Below are 18,150 nucleotides of genomic sequence, written 5' to 3'. Positions count from 1 at the left end.
TCGGCAGATCGTAAAGTAGTCCCAAACGCTATTAGCAATGGGATAGAGGGTGTTGTAGTTCATCCAAGATTAATTAATTTGGTCTGAACTGAATATTAGAATATTTTTCTATATATTTAGAAACTATACCGAGTAAGGTCTGTCTTGATTGAGAAGTAAATGCGATAACTATATACAGCGTTTTTCATAAATTAGTAGACCACAAAGTAGGGACTTGGCATACAAGCTCTCTACTAGGTTATTGTTTTTTTATGTGGTTCATTGACTTGAAAACTGCTATAAGTGGACATTTGGAAAAAAAATCTGAGAATATTTGACTAAGGGGTTGCAATTTTTATTTAGTTATGGTTATAATATAAAAGTTGACGCGGGATAGAGCAGTCTGGTAGCTCGTCGGGCTCAAGTTATAAGGAAAGATAAGTTAAACCAAGCATAAATCGAAACCGCTAGTCGGCCAGCTTGAATCTTTACTTTATAAAGGGCGGCATATAAGGAAACTTGTATGTGATTACTTGTCAAATTCGGGGAAGCCGTTAGCGGGGTAATCCCGAGCCAAGCTCCAAGGTTTAGGAGAAGGTGTAGAGACTGGTTGGCAAGTACCCTAACAGTTTTAGTTTTATAGAAGCTGAGGGTAAAGGGACAGTCCAGACCACAAACTAATTCTAATGTTTTTAGAGTTAAGGCAGTGAAAGCTGTGGTGGTAAGCATAACCCGAAGGTCGGTGGTTCAAATCCGCCTCCCGCCATTTGAAAATTTAAGATTGAAAAAAGCTAGGTAGTTAAAAGTTACTTAGCTTTTTTTTTTGCTATAAAACCCATTTGGTGGCTTTGACATTGATTTTCCTTTATAGCAACATTCGTAAATGAATGAAAAGTCTAATATTTGTATTGAATAAAAAGTCATGCGTAGGGGCGAACGACCCCCTCTAACATTTAGAATATCACAAAAATTGTGAGAATGTAGCCGAAAATTCTTTGACGCGCCGATTTTTTTTCGGGAGCTTCAGAGAATGAAAATGAAAATGTTGGTGGTTTTCCATTCCAGCATGAAAATATCAGTAATTTGAGTTGAAGGTGAATAACTGATAATTGATAATTGATAACTGAAAAAAAAGAAGGAGGGAGGGAGGGATGGATGGAAAGATTTGATGAGGGCAAAACAAGTATTTATGGGTGCTTCACAAAATGAAAATGTTTCTGCTATTGCTGATGGGAAAAATTTCTGAATCTGGAAAAGTCTTTCACTGAGGAAATTGGGTTGAATAAAGAGTCATGCGTAGGGGCGAACGACCCCCTCTAACATTTAGAATATCACAAAAATTGTGAGAATGTAGCCGAAAATTCTTTGGCGCGCGATTTTTTTTCGGGAGCTTCAGAGAATAAAAATGTTGGTGGTTTTTGCTAAGGAACGATGGATGGAAAGATTTGATGATGACAAAGCAAGTATTTATGGGTGCTTTACAAAATGAAAATATTTCTGCTATTGCTCATGGGAAAAATTTCTAAATCTGGAAAAGTCTTTCAGTGAGGAAATTGGGTTGAATAAAGAGTCATGCGTAGGGGCGAACAACCACCTTTAACATTTAGAATATCACAAAAATTGTGAGAATGTAGCCGAAAATTCTTTGGCGCGCCGATTTTTTTCGGGAGCTTCAGAGAATGAAAATGTTGGTGGTTTTCCATTCCAGCATGAAAATATCAGTAATTTGAGTTGAAGGTGGATAACTGATAATTGATAACTGAAAAAAATAAAGAGGGATAGATGGAAAGGTTTGATGAGAACAAAACAAGCATTTATGGGGTGCTTCACATTTAGGAAAATGTTTCTGCTATTGCTCCTCGGAAAAGTATCTTATTCTGGAAAAGTCTTTCAGTGAGGAAATTTAGTTGAATAAAGAGTCATGCGTAGGGGCGAACGACCCCCTCTAACATTTAGAATATCACAAAAATTGTAAGGATGGAGCCGAAAATTCTTTGACGCGCGATTTTTTTCGGGAGCTTCAGAGAATGACAATGTTTCTGGTTTTCCATTCATCTTGAAAATATCTAATAATTTGAGTTGAAGTGGATAACTGATAATTGATAACTGAAAAAAAGAAGGAGGGATGGATGGAAAGATTTGATCAAGGCAAAACAAGTATTTCTGGGGTGCTTTCCAAGATGAAGATGTTTCTGCTATTGCCCCTGGGAAAAATTTCTGAATCTTGAAAAGTCTTTCAGTGAGGAAGTTTGGTTGAATAAAAAGTCATGTACAGGGGCGAGAAACTCCAGTTAGTATTTATGATATCACAAAAATTGTGAGGATGGAGCCGAAAATCTTTTGACACGCAATTTTTTTTCGTGAGCTTCATACAATGAAAATGTTTGTGATTTTCCATTCATCTGGAAAATATCTAATAATTTGAGTTGAAGGCGGATAACTGATAATTGATAATTGAAAAAAATAAGGAGGGATAGATGGAAAGGTTTGATGAGGGCAAAGCAAGTATTTATGGAGTGCTTCACATTTAGGAAAATGTCGCTGCTATTGCCCCTGGGAAAAATTTCTGAATCTGGAAAAGTCTCTGAGTCAGGAAATTTGATTGAATAAAAAGTCATGCGTAGGGGAGAGCGACCCCAGTTAATATTTATGATATCACAAAAATTGTGAGAATGGAGCCGAAAATCCTTTGACGCGCGATTTTTTTCGGGAGCTTCACAGAATGAAAATGTTGGTGGTTTTCCACCCTAGGAGGAATGGATGGAAAGATTTGATGATGGAAAAAATCTGATTCTAATCTTAAAAGTAGGGGAGTTATTTCAGTTATTAGTTATCAGTACCTCTATGGAATAGGAAGGCTTGAAATACATATAAAGAGATTTTTTCATTCCCTTGAAAGGGGAGGTTTCAGACTTTATGTTTTGGTAAAGGAGAATTTTTAAATGTATGGCAATCTGCCCTGATGTTGTAATATTTTATCTAATGGGGTTTAGTTTTCAAATCTGATTTGTGTTTGGGGAAAGGAGACCAAAGTCCTACAATTTTTTTCACGAAATTTCTGACAGCACTTTTCATTTCAGTAAACTACAAAGTAGGGATGTTGCATGCAACGTCCCTACGGGGTTATCATTTTTTTTAATGTGATTCATTGACGTGAAAACTGCCGTATAGCTATATTAAAACTTCTAATTTTTAACTGATGAAACTTAAACATTTAGAAATCAATTGTTTGAGAGGAATAAAGAATTTAACTATTGATGAATGTTACTGTAGAAGCTAGTTTATGTTGTAAGATTTTATAAATGCAGGATTTGGTTTCCAAATCCCATTTGCGTTTAGGTTTTGAGACCAAACCCCTACAGTTTTTTTTCACGAATCATTTCTTATGGGAAGAGTTGTTAATGAGGGCGATATTCTAACTCCTTTATAACTGATGAAACTTAAACGTTTAGAAATCAATTGTTTGAGAGGAATAAAGAATTTAACTATTGATTTTGTTACTGCATAACCTAGTTTATGTTGTAATATTTTATCTAATGGGGTTGGGTTTCTAAATTTCATTTGCGTTTGGGTTTGGAGACCAAACTCCTACAGTTTTTTCTCACGAAATTTCTGACAGCACTTTTTATTTCAGTAGACTACAAAGTAGGGATTTTGTATGCAACATCTCTACAGAGTTATCATTTTTTTGAATGTGATTGATTGAGGTAAAAATTGCTGTATGGCTATCTGAAAACTTGGAATTTTTAACTGATGAAACTTAAAGGTTTAGAAATCAATTGTTTGAGAGGAATAAAGAATTTAACTATTGATGAATGTTACTACAGAAGCTAGTTTATATTGTAAGATTTTATAAATGCAGGTTTTGGTTTCCAAATTCCATTTGTGTTTAGGTTTGGAGAGCAAACCCCTACAGTTTTTTTTCACAAATCATTTATTATGGGAAGAGTTATTGATGAGGGCGATATTCCAACTCCTTTAGAACTGATGAAACTTCAACGTTTAGAAATCAATTATTTTAGAGGAATAAAGAATTTAACTATTGATTTTGCTACTACAGAACCTACTGTATTTATTGGAATTAATGGAGTAGGAAAATCTAGTATTTTAGACTGTATAGCAATTCTCTTTTCTTGGCTTTTAGTTAGAATTCAGTATGACCCTGAAATAAGGTATATCCCTAGGTACAATCAAAAAGATCCATCGAAAGGGAAATATTTTAGTCAACAGGATATTACAAATGGATATGAAGAAACTTATTGTAAAATTATTTTTTCAATTGATGATTTAGAGGAGAACATAAGTTTTGGTAGTAAAAACAACAATAGAAGTAAAAAGATGCCTCTAAATGTACCATCAATAGCAGATAATATTCGTACTAAATTGGAAAATAATTCTCAACTTGATATTCCTCTAATTGTTTACTATCCTGTTAATCGTTCTGTACTTGATGTACCTCTAGAAATCAAAGACAATTATGCCTTTAGACAAGTTGATGCTTATAAACAAGCACTTGATGGAATACAAATTAATTTTGATAGCTTTTTTAAATGGTTTAGAGTAATAGAAGAAACTGAAAATGAAGAACGTCGAGATGATATTGAATATCGCGATCGCCAACTTCAAGCAGTCAGAGAAGCTATCTATTCTATATTAGGAAAAAATGATTTTAAGGATATGAGAGTGCGCCGAAAACCTTACCCAAGAATGACAATAAAAAAACAAGACCAAGAACTTGATATTCAACAACTATCTGATGGAGAAAAAAGCTTATTAGCATTAGTAGGTGACTTAGCAAGACGTTTAGCAATAGCTAATCCTAGTTTGGATGCTCCTTTGACAGCTAGTAGTGTGGTATTAATAGATGAAATTGAACAACATTTACATCCTGCTTGGCAACGTGAAGTAATTCCTAAACTGACAGAAACTTTTCCTAATTGTCAATTTATTATTACTACTCACTCTCCACAAGTTGTCAGTCAAATTAAACCAAATAGTGTTTATATTTTAGAGAAAATTGATGATAATGTTGTTGTTAAACATCCTTCTAGTTCCTTCGGTAGAGATAGTAATCGTATTTTAGAAGATTTAATGAAGGTTCCTGAACGTCCACAAGAAATTAAGGAAAAATTGATGGAATTATTTCGATTAATAGATGCTGGAAATCTTGAGGAAGCTAAACAATTACGGCTAGAAATTGAGAGAGAAATAGGTGGTGATGAACCGGAATTTGTTAGAGCAGATATTTTGATGCGTCGGCGGGAGATTTTGAATAAGTGAAGTATATAAAAAAGCGTGATGAACCTGAAGATTTAGCAAATTTTAAAGCATCTGCTAATGAAGATTGGAAACCTACTTATAATGACTTAAGGGGTACAGAAAAAACAAATATTCATCAAAATTTACTTCAGGAACAGGGTTATATTTGTTGTTACTGTGGCATGGGAATTGATACAGGAAATAGTCATATAGAACACCTCAAACCCCGTAGTGTTTTTCCAGAGGAGGAGCTAAATTATAATAATTTATTAGCATCGTGCCAACGTGAAAGGGAAAAAAATGAACCTGTTCATTGTGGTGTTAAAAAAGCAGATTGGTATGACGAAAATTTGATAGTTTCGCCTTTAGAATCTGACTGTAGCGATTTTTTTCTCTATACTGGTTCTGGAGAAATATTACCGACTAATGTTTTAGATAAAAAAGAGGCTGCTGTTACAACAATTGATAAGTTAGGATTGGATATTGATAAGTTGAATGCAATGCGCCGTCAAGCAATTAACGGTATATTAGAGGCTGTAGAAAATCTTGAAGAATCAGAAATTAAGCAGTTAATAGATGGTTTGAATAAATTGGATTATCAAGGTAAGTACACCCCTTTTTGTGTAGCAATTACTTACATTATTAAAAAATATTTTATTGGGGAAAAATGAACTTAAATCTTAATAGCTTAGGATATTTTTAGAGGTAATTAGGGTTTGCTGAAAAAGTCTTTTAGCAGGGGTAGGAGTCAGGAGTCAGGAGTCAGGATAAATGAGAATGAGAGAGGAGGTAGGAGTAAGAATTGTAAGAGTGATTCTTCCTCACTGCCTCCTCTAAATTCCCTATTCCTCCTGTAGGGGCAAACGGCCGTTCGCCCCTACGACTCCTGACTCCTACCCTCACCCATCAGACTTTTTCAGCAAACTCTAATTATTATTTTTTTCTTGTATCCATATTTAGAGCAAAATGTCAAGTTAATTTTTTCAAAAAAATCAGGGAGTATATACTCGGCATTTTGTCAATAAATATAAATAAGGAAAAATTTGAAGTTTTTTATAGAAATATATCAAAATAAGAGCTTAGTCTACTTTTTGTTACCATTTTATGGTAAAAATACCCATTAAGTATCAGCAATTATCCTCAAGGAGCAATACTTAATGTTCACATCTGTTAAACCCGCCGTTCGCCACATTGTCCCAGAAGACTTGAAAGGGCGATCGCTCCTGAAAGTCGTATATATCGTTTTAGAGGCACAATATCAAAGTGCCCTCTCTGGAGCAGTACGTTCTATTAACGAAAAGAATCCCAACTTGGCCATCGAAATTAGTGGCTATTTAATAGAAGAACTACGGGACCCCAAAAATTACGAAAATTTTAAAAAAGAAGTTTCTGAAGCGAACATTTTTATCGCCTCTCTAATTTTCATTGAAGACTTGGCCGAAAAAGTAGTGGAAGCTGTCACCCCCCACCGGGACAAACTGGACGCTGCTGTGGTTTTCCCTTCCATGCCACAAGTGATGCGCCTGAATAAAATGGGTAGCTTCTCAATGGCACAACTAGGCCAGAGTAAGAGCGCGATCGCTCAATTTATGCGGAAGCGCAAGGAAAAATCTGGTTCTTCTTTCCAAGATGGAATGTTGAAGTTGCTGCAAACTTTGCCGAAAGTTTTGAAATATATGCCGATCGACAAAGCGCAGGATGCTAGGAACTTTATGCTCAGTTTCCAATATTGGTTAGGAGGTTCGTCGGAAAACCTGGAAAACTTCCTGCTAATGTTGGCAGATAAATATGTTTTCAAGAATGAGAAAAAAAGTTCTTTTCAATATGTCGATCCAGTAGTTTATCCCGACATGGGTGTTTGGCATCCCCTCGCACCGAAAATGTTTGAGGATGTCAAAGAATATCTCAACTGGTACAACGAACGTAAAGATATTTCTGAAGATTTGAAAGACCCCCTCGCTCCCTGTGTTGGTTTGGTATTGCAGCGCACCCACTTAGTTACGGGAGATGATGCTCACTACGTTGCCATGTTGCAAGAGTTGGAAGCAATGGGAGCTAGAGTTATTCCTGTATTTGCTGGAGGGTTAGATTTTTCTAAACCAGTCGATGCTTATTTTTGGGAAACTGCTGCTAAGGGAGTTGAACCTACGCCATTAGTAGATGCAGTTATTTCTTTGACTGGTTTTGCATTGGTTGGGGGACCTGCAAGACAAGACCATCCGAAGGCGATCGAATCTTTGAAACGGTTGAACAGACCATATATGGTTGCTTTGCCTCTGGTTTTCCAAACTACCGAAGAATGGGAAGAAAGCGAACTTGGTCTCCACCCAATACAAGTAGCTTTGCAAATAGCTATTCCCGAACTTGATGGAGCGATCGAACCGATTATTATGTCTGGACGGGATGGGATGACTGGAAAAGCGATCGCTCTCCAAGACCGGATCGAAGCTGTTGCTCAACGCGCTCTGAAGTGGGCAACTCTCAGACGCAAACCTAAACTGGATAAAAAAGTTGCTATTACTATTTTCAGTTTTCCTCCAGATAAAGGGAATGTGGGTACTGCTGCATATTTAGATGTCTTCGGTTCTATCTACGAAGTTGTAAAAGCACTGAGAGGTAATGGTTACGATATTCAAGACTTGCCAGAGTCCGCAGAAGAGTTGATGAAGCAAGTTATTCACGATGCTACTGCTCAATATCAAAGTCCGGAGCTGAATATTGCTCACCGGATGTCAGTGGAACAATATGAACGTCTGACTCCATACTCCGAACGCTTGCACGAAAATTGGGGACCGCCTCCAGGAAACCTGAATAGCGATGGAGAAAATTTATTAATCTACGGTAAGAGTTTCGGCAACCTTTTTATTGGTGTACAACCAACATTTGGTTATGAAGGTGATCCGATGCGGTTGTTGTTCTCCCGTTCTGCTAGTCCTCATCATGGTTTTGCTGCTTACTACACCTATTTAGAACAAGTTTGGCAAGCTGATGCAGTGCTGCATTTCGGGACTCACGGTTCTCTGGAATTTATGCCTGGGAAGCAAATTGGAATGTCTGGAGATTGTTATCCAGATAATCTCATTGGTAGCATTCCCAACATCTATTATTATGCAGCAAATAATCCTAGTGAGGCGACTATTGCTAAACGTCGGAGTTATGCTGAGACTATTTCTTACTTAACTCCCCCTGCCGAAAATGCTGGTTTATATAAAGGTTTGCAGGAGTTGAACGAGTTGATCGGTTCCTATCAAACTTTGAAGGATAGCGGACGGGGTATTCCTATTGTGAACACTATTATGGATAAGTGTCGAATAGTGAATTTAGACCAGGATGTGACGCTGCCAGAAAAAGATGCTCAGGAGTTGACTGCTGAGGAACGCGATCGAGTAGTTGGGGATGTTTATCGCCGACTGATGGAAATTGAGTCTCGGTTGTTGCCTTGTGGTTTGCACATTATTGGTAAACCTCCTAGTGCTGAGGAAGCGATCGCTACTTTGGTAAATATTGCTAGTCTCGACAGAGAAGAGGAAGGGATAACTGGTTTACCTCGAATTATTGCTAATAGTCTCAACCGCGATATTGAGGAACTTTACCAAAATAATAATCAGGGTATTTTGGCAGATGTGGAGTTAGTTCAGAATATTACCGAAGCGACTCGTGCTGCTGTTGCTGCGTTGGTGCAACAACAAACCGATGCTGATGGTCGAGTTTCTATGGTGAGCAAACTTAATTTCTTCAACATGATGAAAAAAGTACCTTGGATAGAAGCTCTGGAAACGGCAGGTTTTCCTGATGTTGATGCCGAACTTATTAAACCTCTGTTTGAATATTTGGAATTTTGCTTGGAGCAGGTTTGTGCTGATAACGAGTTAGGTTCTCTGTTGCGAGCGTTGGAAGGGGAATATATTTTACCCGGACCTGGTGGCGACCCGATTCGGAACCCGGATGTGTTGCCGACTGGTAAGAATATGCACGCTCTCGATCCCCAGTCTATTCCCACTGCTGCTGCTGTTAAGTCGGCAAAAATTGTGGTTGACCGTTTGTTGGCGCGACAAATGCAAGAGAATGGTGGGCAGTATCCAGAAACGATCGCTGTTGTGTTGTGGGGAACTGATAATATCAAGACTTACGGCGAATCTCTTGCTCAAGTGATGTGGATGGTAGGTGTGAAACCTGTTCCTGATGCTTTGGGTAGGGTGAATAAATTGGAATTAATTCCATTAGAGGAATTAGGTCGTCCGCGCGTTGATGTGGTGATTAACTGTTCCGGTGTATTCCGAGATTTATTTATCAATCAAATGAATCTTTTGGATAAAGCTGTGAAAATGGCAGCAGAAGCAGAGGAACCGGAAGAGATGAATTTTGTCCGGAAGCACGCTCTCAAGCAAGCAGAAGAATTAGGAGTAAATTTACGTCAAGCTGCAACGCGGGTATTTTCCAATGCTTCTGGTTCTTATGCTGCTAACGTTAACTTGGCAGTGGAGAATAGTACCTGGGAAGATGAATCAGAATTACAGGAAATGTATTTGAAGCGCAAGTCGTTTGCGTTTAATTCTGATAACCCAGGAATGATGGAAGATAACCGGAAAGTATTTGAGTCAGCGTTGAAAACTGCCGACGCGACATTCCAGAATTTAGATTCGTCCGAAATTAGTTTGACAGATGTGAGTCATTATTTTGATTCCGATCCGACAAAAATTGTGGCGAGTCTGAGGAAAGATGGTAAACAACCAGCTTCTTATATTGCCGATACCACGACTGCAAATGCTCAAGTGCGTTCATTGTCTGAGACCGTGCGTTTGGATGCGCGGACTAAGATGTTGAATCCGAAATGGTATGAGGGAATGTTGTCTCATGGTTATGAAGGAGTGCGGGAGTTGTCAAAGCGTCTCGTGAATACCATGGGATGGAGTGCGACTGCAGGTGCCGTTGATAATTGGGTTTATGAAGATGTGAATGAGACGTTTATAAAGGATGAGCAGATGCAGCAGCGGTTGTTGAATTTGAATCCGCATTCGTTCCGGAAAATGGTGACGACGTTGTTGGAAGTGAACGGACGTGGTTATTGGGAGACGAGTGAGAGTAATTTGGATCGGTTGAGAGAGTTGTATCAGCAAGTGGAGGATCGGATTGAAGGAATAGAGTAATTAATGGATAATTGATAATGGATAATGAGAAGTATCTCTAATTATTAATTATCTATTGGTAGGGTGGGTGAATATTTGCCCGCCCTTTTTTAATTTTGTCAATATTCCTTAATACCTATTTTCGATACATGGGATGTGCTTCAATACAACCTTCTGAAATAGCTACATCACCAAAATCTTTAAACAAAGAGCTAGCATTGTAAACAGTTAGACATTCTTGACTTCTAGTTATCGCTGTATAGAGAAGCTCTTTGCTGTGTTCATTTTGTCGCTTTTTATCAGGGTTAAAAAACACCAATATATTACTTAATTCCCATCCTTTGAAACTATGGATAGTAGCAACCTTTATCCTTCCTCCTTGCATCCAAAAAGCAGTTTTGTACCTCCGTCTTATTTCATCGACCTTATCTTCGATTTTTTTTGAATCCCCAGCATATTTTTTTTTCAGCTTCTCATTTTCTTCTTGAGACTCAAAAGCAGCTTGATAAGGTAGACTGAGTTGATTTAAAACTTTACATACTTCCCACCCATCTTTTACAGAGCAAACTAGAATTGCTATATCTGGACGAGCATTATTTCTATGTTTAGTTAAATTTTTAATGTCTACTTTTAAAGCTTCAATTGATTCTTTATATGTACCATGAAACCAGAAATTGCGCACCAAAAGATTGCCTTGAAGTGGTTTAATTGATTTCACATTATCTTCCATTTTTAGTTGAGGATAATTAGCAAGAAAATTAGCTAGTTTTGCTGTTTGTTCTGAGATTCTAAAAGACTCATTAAGTTCTGTAGGACGACCTCTAATGGGTATTACTGGTGAATTTATTTCTTCACGACCATATATATTTTGCCGACTATCTGCAACATACATAAACTCATAGTTGTCTTGACAAAGACTTAATAAATCATAAATCCAAGCAGTTTCAAAATCTTGACCTTCATCAATGAGTAATACATCTACAGGTGTTTTATCATTTAGATTATTTTCTCTTGTATTTTTCCGATCAATTTTCTCTTCGTCAGTTATCTCCTCCTCTGATGAATTCTCATCTGTAAAGATACGGTGATAGTGACCTACTTCAATCTTGCGATAGGAATCTAGCTTACCATTTTTTTTACCATAATAACGAGCTAGACGTTTTACTAAGTCCTTAATGTAATTTACCAATGTAATATTAAAGCAAACTACAAGAACCCTTTTTTCTTCTGAAGCTGCTATTGCTGCTTTGTGAGCTAACAATAATGTTTTTCCAGAACCAGCAGCACCTTTCACTCTAGTACGGCGAGAGTTTTTTTGCTTATTTAGTATTTCCCGTTGCTTTTTAGTCAGGTTAAGTAAATGTTCAATATTTGTCATGCCATGTTTAGGCAAAGCTAGTGCATTAGCTAAACGATCTGCTAATCCTATTTCCTGCATTAACTTTGCAAATTTAGAACCGTGTTTCAGATGACGTTTTTCTAGGATTTTTTTGAGATTTTTAGGTTCAAGATAATCCCATCCAAAAACATTAGAATATTCATGTAATATTTTTTCTAATCGCTTGTTAATATCAGCAGTTTTATGTTTGTGAAAATAAACAAAAGGTTGAATTAAACTAAGAAGTTTCTGGTTAAGTATTTTCTTAGAACCTAAAATAGGTATTTCATATTTAAAAATAGAATCGCGATACTTATCCACCTGTTTTAAAGGACATTCTTCTTTGTGCCATTTACCAGTATCTTTGGCGCGAACTTCCCACTGATATCCGTCTTTCTTGTTGCCTTGAATTCTATGAACATCTGGGGTCCAATCTTTGACTTCAAAAATTCCCATACCAGCATCCTCGCAAAATATGATAATATCAGGTCGTAAACCATTTAAGTAAGGTTGAACATACACAGTCCACTTATCATCAAGAACTTTGCACAAAGCATCTGTTAATGCTTTTTCACCTGCTGTAAGTTTTTGAGGTAAAGTTGTCAAATCATCTGGTACTAAAATCGCCATGAATTTTATGCCTAATTTGTTGATTTTTACGAATTACAGTTAAGTTTATCTTCATTTATTATCTCACTTTGTTTTTCTATCAAAAATGGTATGAATACTGATTTTTAAATAGATTATCGTTCTAAATATCAGTATTTTTATTTAAGTAAGAATAACGAAACTATTTTCTACTGGAGTCAAGAAGACCAAGCATTTATAGCAGAAGTTTCAGAATTACCAGGTTGTATTGCTGATGGAGAAACCTATCAGTCAGCACTACAAAATGTAGAAATAATTATGCAATAGTGGATAGAAACTGCTCAAGAATTAGGGCGATAAATTCCGACACCAAAAATTAGGTCAATATTGGTGTAGATAAAACAGGCGATCGCTACCTTTTTTTATTACAACTTTTTGTGCTATCCTAAAATAGATATTGCCTAGAAAAAACAATCAAATCAAGGAGTGAAAATCATGGAAAACCCTATAGAAAAAATGGCAAAAGCAGCTACTAGAATAGATGTTCGTGCTGCCGTGTCTGCCGCCAAGAATTACTTAATTTCAATGAGAGATTTATTAGGAGGAACGCAAGATATTAGACTAGAAGAAGTTGAATTATCTGAAAACGAACAATTTTGGTTAATTACACTCGGATATAACCGCAGAAAAGACCTTGCTTTACCTGATGAAGTTGATTATAGCGACTTATCTCCCGAATTTATTGGCATAGAACGAGATTATAAAATTTTTACAGTGAATGCTCAGACAGGTGCAGTTGAATCTATGAAAATCCGCGAGTTATGATAATTGAGACTAAACTGTTAAAAAAATATCAAAGCAAAGGTATTTTAGTTGATACAAATATTTTGCTTTTATGGTTTGTTGGTAGAGTTAATCAAAAGCGCATTTCTCGATTTAATCGCACTAAAAAATTTCTACCAGAACATTATCAATTATTAGATAGACTATTAAAGTTTGCCAAAATTGTGACCACCCCTAATATTCTGACAGAAGTGAATAGTTTAATTAATCAAATGGGCGAACCAGACCGCTCAAAATGCCTCAGTATTTTAGCTAAAGAAGTTACTAAACTAGATGAATGTTATCTAAAAAGTAGCACTGTAAGTCAAGAGGAAAAATTTACTAAATTTGGTTTAACTGACAGTGGAATTATCAGTTTAGTGCAAGGAAAATATTTAGTATTAACTGACGATTTTCCCTTAGCAAATTATTTACAAAGCATTGGAGTTGATACAGTTAATTTCAACTATTTAATTGATTATCAATGGTAGTTAAAAAAAACTCAAATATTCAGTCAAAAGTGTCAAAATACGGTCAATATTGACATAGATAAAATAGGCGATCGCCTGGTGTTGCTTGCCACCAGCGATCTATCTCTCCTGCTGCATAAGCAAAACAGTTGTACTCTTGAGATTTGGAGCTAGTCACCCTGTAGTCAGTATCAGACAAATTAGGCCACTTAAGCTCTAGTTCTGGTCTTCTGTACATTTAAACTCTTTCAGCAATTAACAATTAATAATTACCTTTCCCTTTGAGAGAGAGGATTGAAAATCAAAGAAAAAAATTTCTTTTTTCCCTTGAAAGGGGAAGCTTTAAACCTGAATTATTAATTATTAATTATTAATTATTTGGTAACCCCGCTCTTTTCCCCACTTTAACCAAGCTTCTGCCATCTGTTTAATTCGCCCTCGTTGTTCTGGTTTGATGGGATTTTCTCCTGTTATTTCCTCTAATGCTGATAACCAGTATAGAGGATTTCGTTTCAATTCTTGGAGTAACAAAGGCACTATTTGAGTTCCCATCTGGATAATTTCTTGGTATGCAGGATGTTGAGACATTCGAGCAGTTGATGACATTCCCTCTACTTCTCTTTCCCATTGTTCGGCAAGAGTAAAAAATTTGTTAACAAGTTTAGAGTCTATTTGTAGGTTTTGTTCTATTAATTTTGGTTTTTGATTCACAGTTGGCGTTTTTTACCACTAAAATTTACTTTATTAATAGCATATATGGTCAAGCATTGCAATTTAGGTAGAAAGAATTATGCAAGAATGGATAGAAACTGCTCAACAATTAGGACGAAAAATTCCTGCACGAAAAATACAGTAAATATTGGTGTAGATAAGGTAGGCGATAGAACTCCGTTCCGCTGTCGCGTTTCGGCTGTCGCCAACATGTTTGCGGAGCATTCCGTCAGGAAAAGGCAGAGCCTCGCGGCAGCTATATCGTCCTCCTGATGACAAGAGCGATCGCTATTTTTCACCCCACCTCCACTAAAGACTCATCTACCTCCCAACTCACAGATTCCTCAAGTTCCCCCGCAAGAGCAAAAGTTTTAGCTGCCAACAAAGCAGTCTGTAAATCTACACAAATTTTAGCCTGATAATTCCCCAATTGTCCTCCTACAACCAGTTGTTGTACTTCTTCTAGTTGGGATAAATCGACTAAATTATAGAAAGTCAGATTATCAAAAGTAACATTGACAATATATTGACCTCCTGCACCACCGCCAACACTCATGTAAATTTCTTCATCTGCACCTAAAGTTACTAAAGTTTTGCTTGTGCCATTTAATTCCCCGATCGCTGACTCTATTTGTTGCCAAGTAGGGTTTTCTATGAAGTCGCCCTCATCTTGATTACCAACCCACTTTTCCACTGATAAGTCTAATACAAACATTTATTCCCTCCTTCTTTTTGGTGGTTTAACCGTTATCGTCTTCGTGCCACTAGGAGTCACAATTTCTAGTTCTTCTATACCTAACTGCCAGGCCATCGAATTGACTCCACCTCGGATACCGCAAGCAGCACATAATTCCCTGTCTACTATTAAACGCGCTTTTCCCCCTCTAACACCTGCATCTGCTGCTTGCTGAAAAGCGTCTGCTTCTGCATGAGTTTTGCTAATAGGATTAACTTTTAATGTCACCTTTCGAGAATAAGGGTTGCTTCCAGAGTTGATACCGAAGAAAGCACAATTGCTTATTTCTAATTTAGCTATAGTCGATCTATCGGTTTCACTACCTGCTGGCGGTAAACCAAGTTGCTTTCTGTAGTTGGCTAAGTCGTCGAAGTTGTTACTCGTTTTTCCTCTCCTAATTTTGGCTATTTTTATCTATTATAATATTGATGGTAAAATTATGCTAAATTAAAAAGCAAATAAACAAAAATATTAAAAAATGCCCATACAATCAGTAATTACAGAATATATTGACATCACCCCTGGTGTTTTAGGAGGCAAACCATGCATTGCTGGCCATCGTATTTCAGTCGCTCATGTAGCTGAAATGTATCTGAAAATGGGAATATCTATAGAAGAAATTGCAGGTAAATACAATTTACCTTTAGCAGCAGTTCATGCAGCAATGGCATATTATTACGATCGCCGAGAAGAAATAGACAGACATACTGCTGAAAGTCGAGCTAAGGTAGAAGAATTAAAACGAAATAGTCCTCCATCTCCACTACAAGCAAAATTAAAGGCAATTAGAGATGAGCGATCGAATTAAATTTCATTTAGACGAACACATCGACAATAGCATTGCAAGTGGGTTGCGTCGTTACGGTATAGATGTAACAACAACTGTAGAGACTGGGTTAAGAACTCAAAGTGATGAGTCGCACTTAGAATTTATCCGCAGTGAAAAACGAGTGATGGTGACTCACGATGACGACTTTCTGATTATCGCTAGTCAAACAAACGAACACCCCGGAATTGCTTATTGTTCACCTAGCTCTCGTTCCATTGGTGAAATTATCAGATGTCTGATTTTAATTTATGAGGTTTATACTCCAGAGGAAATGATAGGTAGAGTGGAATATATATAAGGAAATAGAAATAGAAATAAAACTATGTTCTACAATTTGCTAGAAAATAAAATATAATTGTAATTGCCTACAAAAAAGAATCAAATCAAGGAGTGAAAATTATGGAAAATCAAACAACAAATAAGAGAATAGATGTTCGTGGTGCTTTGTTAGCTGCCAAGAAATACTTGCAGTCTCTTCGAGGTTTATTGGAATATGAAATTAAAGACTTAAGACTGGAAGAAGTGGAATTATCAGAAGATAGAAAATATTGGTTAATTACACTAGGATTTCTTACTATTACACCAGGAGAAGAAGAAAGTTTTTTCTCCAAAAAAGAGAGGGATTATAAAGTATTTAAAATTAATGCTGAAACAAGTGAAGTTGAGTCAATGAAAATTCGTGAATTATGACAGATTATATTCGTAAATTGTTTGGCAAATATAAACGCCAAGGGGTTATATTTGATACAAACATTCTCCTTTTATTGTTTGTTGGTTCGGTTAATAAAGAGCGCATTTCTAAATTTAACCGTACCGAAAATTTTTCACCAGAAGATTATGATTTATTAGTAGAAATAATATCGTATTTTTCCAAAATTGTTGTCACTCCTAATATTCTCACCGAAGTTAATAATTTAATTAATCAACTGGGTGAACCAGAACGTTCTCAATCTGTAGAACTTTTGGCAAAAGCGGTAACTAAATGGGATGAATTTTATGTCGAAAGTAGCACCGCAACTCAAGTGGAAAAATTTACCAAATATGGTTTAACTGACAGTGGAATTATCAGTTTAGCAAAAGGAAAATATTTAGTATTAACTAACGATTTTCCATTGGCAAATTATTTACAAAGCATTGGAGTTGATGCAGTTAATTTCTACCATTTAATTGATTATAAATTGTAGTTAAACAAAAAAACTCCATGGATAAAATTGGTTTTATTACCTGCAGATTATTTTCAATAAATTAAGGTATTACCACAAAAATTCAAACACAAAAGAGCAAAGACTATGAGCAATAATTTAATAGAAACATCTCCAGAAATATTATCAGGTACACCAGTCTTTAAAGATACTCGTGTTCCGGTTAAAACTCTTATTGATTATTTAAGTGCAGGAGAAACTATAGCAGACTTTCTTGATGATTTTCCTACGGTGACTCAAGAACAAGCAGTTTCTCTATTAAAATTAGCTCAAGAAACATTATTAAAGCAAACTTATGAAAATATTGCTGGATGAATGTTTACCTAAAAAGCTCAAAAGAGAAATCATAAATAATCAAGTAATAACAGTTCCATAACAAGGTTTGGCAGCCAGAAAAAATGGAGAATTGTTAAAATTAGCATCAGAAAGTTTTGATGCTTTTATTACGGGAGACCAAAATTTAACTTCACAGCAAAATCTTCAACAAATTGATTTAATGATAATCGTTTTAATTGCTAAAGATAACCGTCTGGAAACTTTGAAACTTTTAATGATTGAAGTAAATCAAACTTTAGAAAGTCTGAACCAAGGTGATGTTATACCATTTTCATAAAATATTGCTACAGTCACAGAACAGGTGAAAGGAGATAAGGAACGTCGGAACCAGGAAAGATAAATAGACAAAAAATGGAGGAAAAAACTTTAATTTTGACAATGAATGCAAGCGATAAAGTATTAAATTGTCGGAATAAATCACAAATTGGAATGTAACAGCCTTTTTTGAATTTGGTATTATTTATATTGAATAAATTAATTTTAAAATGAAACAAACCAAACAACTAACAGTAATTATTGAACGAGAAGGTGACGGATATGTATCCTTATGTCCAGAACTCGATCTTGCTAGTCAAGGTGAAACAGTAGAAGAAGCAAAGTCTAATTTAATTGAAGCATTAGAACTTTTTTTTGAAACTGCCAATAATTCAGAAATTGAACGTCGCTTAAATAATGAAGTTTTTGTAGAGCAAGTAGAGGTTATTTCAGTTATCA

At 36.1% G+C, this 18,150-nt stretch carries 16 protein-coding genes and 1 pseudogene; 12 read left to right on the top strand and 5 right to left on the bottom strand.

What is annotated here, in order from left to right; translation table 11 throughout:
• The first annotated feature begins 3,918 nt into the window (after positions 1-3,918).
• From F6K40_RS11325 to F6K40_RS11315, 3 genes are all read left to right on the top strand, one after another.
• The gene (locus F6K40_RS11325; RefSeq protein WP_293135606.1) at positions 3,919-5,259 is read left to right on the top strand and encodes an AAA family ATPase; all 1,341 of its coding nucleotides are present in this window, start codon (positions 3,919-3,921) and stop codon (positions 5,257-5,259) included.
• Positions 5,256-5,909 (top strand): retron system putative HNH endonuclease, encoded by a 654-nt coding sequence (locus F6K40_RS11320; protein WP_293135603.1) that lies wholly within the window; start codon positions 5,256-5,258, stop codon positions 5,907-5,909. The genes F6K40_RS11325 and F6K40_RS11320 overlap by 4 nt, the downstream gene beginning before the upstream one ends.
• Before the next feature lie 486 nt (positions 5,910-6,395).
• On the top strand, positions 6,396-10,385 hold the full coding sequence (locus F6K40_RS11315; protein ID WP_293135600.1) for a magnesium chelatase subunit H: 3,990 nt from the start codon (positions 6,396-6,398) through the stop codon (positions 10,383-10,385).
• 115 nt (positions 10,386-10,500) lie between these two features.
• On the opposite strand, the gene F6K40_RS11310 is transcribed toward F6K40_RS11315, so the two are convergent.
• The gene (locus F6K40_RS11310) at positions 10,501-12,372 is read right to left on the bottom strand and encodes an AAA family ATPase (RefSeq protein WP_293135597.1); all 1,872 of its coding nucleotides are present in this window, start codon (positions 12,370-12,372) and stop codon (positions 10,501-10,503) included.
• Between the two features lie 453 nt (positions 12,373-12,825).
• Here F6K40_RS11310 and F6K40_RS11305 point away from each other — a divergent pair, with 453 nt between their 5' ends.
• Together F6K40_RS11305 and F6K40_RS11300 are read left to right on the top strand one after the other, a co-directional pair.
• On the top strand, positions 12,826-13,155 hold the full coding sequence (locus F6K40_RS11305) for a hypothetical protein (protein ID WP_293135594.1): 330 nt from the start codon (positions 12,826-12,828) through the stop codon (positions 13,153-13,155).
• The gene (locus F6K40_RS11300) at positions 13,152-13,643 is read left to right on the top strand and encodes a PIN domain-containing protein (RefSeq protein WP_293135591.1); all 492 of its coding nucleotides are present in this window, start codon (positions 13,152-13,154) and stop codon (positions 13,641-13,643) included. The genes F6K40_RS11305 and F6K40_RS11300 overlap by 4 nt, the downstream gene beginning before the upstream one ends.
• 43 nt (positions 13,644-13,686) lie before the next feature.
• On the opposite strand, the gene F6K40_RS11295 is transcribed toward F6K40_RS11300, so the two are convergent.
• The 4 genes from F6K40_RS11295 to F6K40_RS11280 all read right to left on the bottom strand — a co-directional run bounded on the left by F6K40_RS11295 (position 13,687) and on the right by F6K40_RS11280 (position 15,468).
• On the bottom strand, positions 13,687-13,860 hold the full coding sequence (locus F6K40_RS11295) for a DUF7689 domain-containing protein (RefSeq protein ID WP_293135588.1): 174 nt from the start codon (positions 13,858-13,860) through the stop codon (positions 13,687-13,689).
• Positions 13,861-13,985: 125 nt separating this feature from the next.
• The gene (locus F6K40_RS11290) at positions 13,986-14,333 is read right to left on the bottom strand and encodes a hypothetical protein (RefSeq protein ID WP_293135585.1); all 348 of its coding nucleotides are present in this window, start codon (positions 14,331-14,333) and stop codon (positions 13,986-13,988) included.
• 295 nt (positions 14,334-14,628) lie between these two features.
• Positions 14,629-15,048, bottom strand: coding sequence for an Imm1 family immunity protein (locus tag F6K40_RS11285; RefSeq protein WP_293135582.1), 420 nt, complete (start codon positions 15,046-15,048; stop codon positions 14,629-14,631).
• A complete protein-coding gene (locus tag F6K40_RS11280; protein ID WP_293135609.1) occupies positions 15,049-15,468 on the bottom strand; it encodes a deaminase in 420 nt (139 codons plus the stop codon).
• A 79-nt stretch (positions 15,469-15,547) separates the two neighbouring features.
• Here F6K40_RS11280 and F6K40_RS11275 point away from each other — a divergent pair, with 79 nt between their 5' ends.
• The 7 genes and pseudogenes from F6K40_RS11275 to F6K40_RS11245 form a co-directional block, all read left to right on the top strand.
• Entirely contained in the window at positions 15,548-15,877 is a 330-nt protein-coding gene (locus F6K40_RS11275; RefSeq protein ID WP_293135579.1) for a DUF433 domain-containing protein, read from the top strand.
• Positions 15,861-16,196: a DUF5615 family PIN-like protein gene (locus tag F6K40_RS11270; protein ID WP_293135576.1), complete on the top strand. Its 336-nt coding sequence runs from the start codon at positions 15,861-15,863 to the stop codon at positions 16,194-16,196. The genes F6K40_RS11275 and F6K40_RS11270 overlap by 17 nt, the downstream gene beginning before the upstream one ends.
• Positions 16,197-16,297: 101 nt before the next feature.
• Positions 16,298-16,588, top strand: a complete 291-nt coding sequence (locus F6K40_RS11265) for a hypothetical protein (RefSeq protein ID WP_293135573.1) — start codon at positions 16,298-16,300, stop codon at positions 16,586-16,588.
• Complete coding sequence (locus F6K40_RS11260; RefSeq protein ID WP_293135570.1) at positions 16,585-17,082, top strand: PIN domain-containing protein; 498 nt, start codon at positions 16,585-16,587, stop codon at positions 17,080-17,082. Before F6K40_RS11265 ends, F6K40_RS11260 begins: the two co-directional genes overlap by 4 nt.
• A gap of 105 nt (positions 17,083-17,187) precedes the next feature.
• A complete protein-coding gene (locus F6K40_RS11255; RefSeq protein ID WP_293135567.1) occupies positions 17,188-17,415 on the top strand; it encodes a DUF433 domain-containing protein in 228 nt (75 codons plus the stop codon).
• Between the two features lie 67 nt (positions 17,416-17,482).
• Positions 17,483-17,713, top strand: a complete 231-nt coding sequence (locus F6K40_RS11250) for a hypothetical protein (protein ID WP_293135564.1) — start codon at positions 17,483-17,485, stop codon at positions 17,711-17,713.
• Positions 17,714-17,921: 208 nt separating this feature from the next.
• Positions 17,922-18,137: pseudogene (locus tag F6K40_RS11245) on the top strand (type II toxin-antitoxin system HicB family antitoxin); the annotation flags it as partial.
• Positions 18,138-18,150 lie beyond the last annotated feature (13 nt).

This window comes from Okeania sp. SIO3I5, from assembly GCF_010672085.1.
Classification (GTDB): Bacteria; Cyanobacteriota; Cyanobacteriia; order Cyanobacteriales; family Microcoleaceae; genus Trichodesmium.
Note: the sequence above shows the minus strand (reverse complement) of the source record. Positions and strands in the feature narration are given on the sequence as shown.

Bases quoted from the DNA above. Each gene is read 5' to 3' on its own strand.
- F6K40_RS11325 (WP_293135606.1), top strand. From the start codon at position 3,919: ATGGGAAGAGTTATTGATGAGGGCGATATTCCAACTCCTTTAGAACTG.
- F6K40_RS11315 (WP_293135600.1), top strand. From the start codon at position 6,396: ATGTTCACATCTGTTAAACCCGCCGTTCGCCACATTGTCCCAGAAGAC.
- F6K40_RS11310 (WP_293135597.1), bottom strand. From the start codon at position 12,372: ATGGCGATTTTAGTACCAGATGATTTGACAACTTTACCTCAAAAACTT.
- F6K40_RS11305 (WP_293135594.1), top strand. From the start codon at position 12,826: ATGGAAAACCCTATAGAAAAAATGGCAAAAGCAGCTACTAGAATAGAT.
- F6K40_RS11300 (WP_293135591.1), top strand. From the start codon at position 13,152: ATGATAATTGAGACTAAACTGTTAAAAAAATATCAAAGCAAAGGTATT.
- F6K40_RS11295 (WP_293135588.1), bottom strand. From the start codon at position 13,860: ATGTACAGAAGACCAGAACTAGAGCTTAAGTGGCCTAATTTGTCTGAT.
- F6K40_RS11285 (WP_293135582.1), bottom strand. From the start codon at position 15,048: ATGTTTGTATTAGACTTATCAGTGGAAAAGTGGGTTGGTAATCAAGAT.
- F6K40_RS11275 (WP_293135579.1), top strand. From the start codon at position 15,548: ATGCCCATACAATCAGTAATTACAGAATATATTGACATCACCCCTGGT.
- F6K40_RS11270 (WP_293135576.1), top strand. From the start codon at position 15,861: ATGAGCGATCGAATTAAATTTCATTTAGACGAACACATCGACAATAGC.
- F6K40_RS11265 (WP_293135573.1), top strand. From the start codon at position 16,298: ATGGAAAATCAAACAACAAATAAGAGAATAGATGTTCGTGGTGCTTTG.
- F6K40_RS11260 (WP_293135570.1), top strand. From the start codon at position 16,585: ATGACAGATTATATTCGTAAATTGTTTGGCAAATATAAACGCCAAGGG.
- F6K40_RS11255 (WP_293135567.1), top strand. From the start codon at position 17,188: ATGAGCAATAATTTAATAGAAACATCTCCAGAAATATTATCAGGTACA.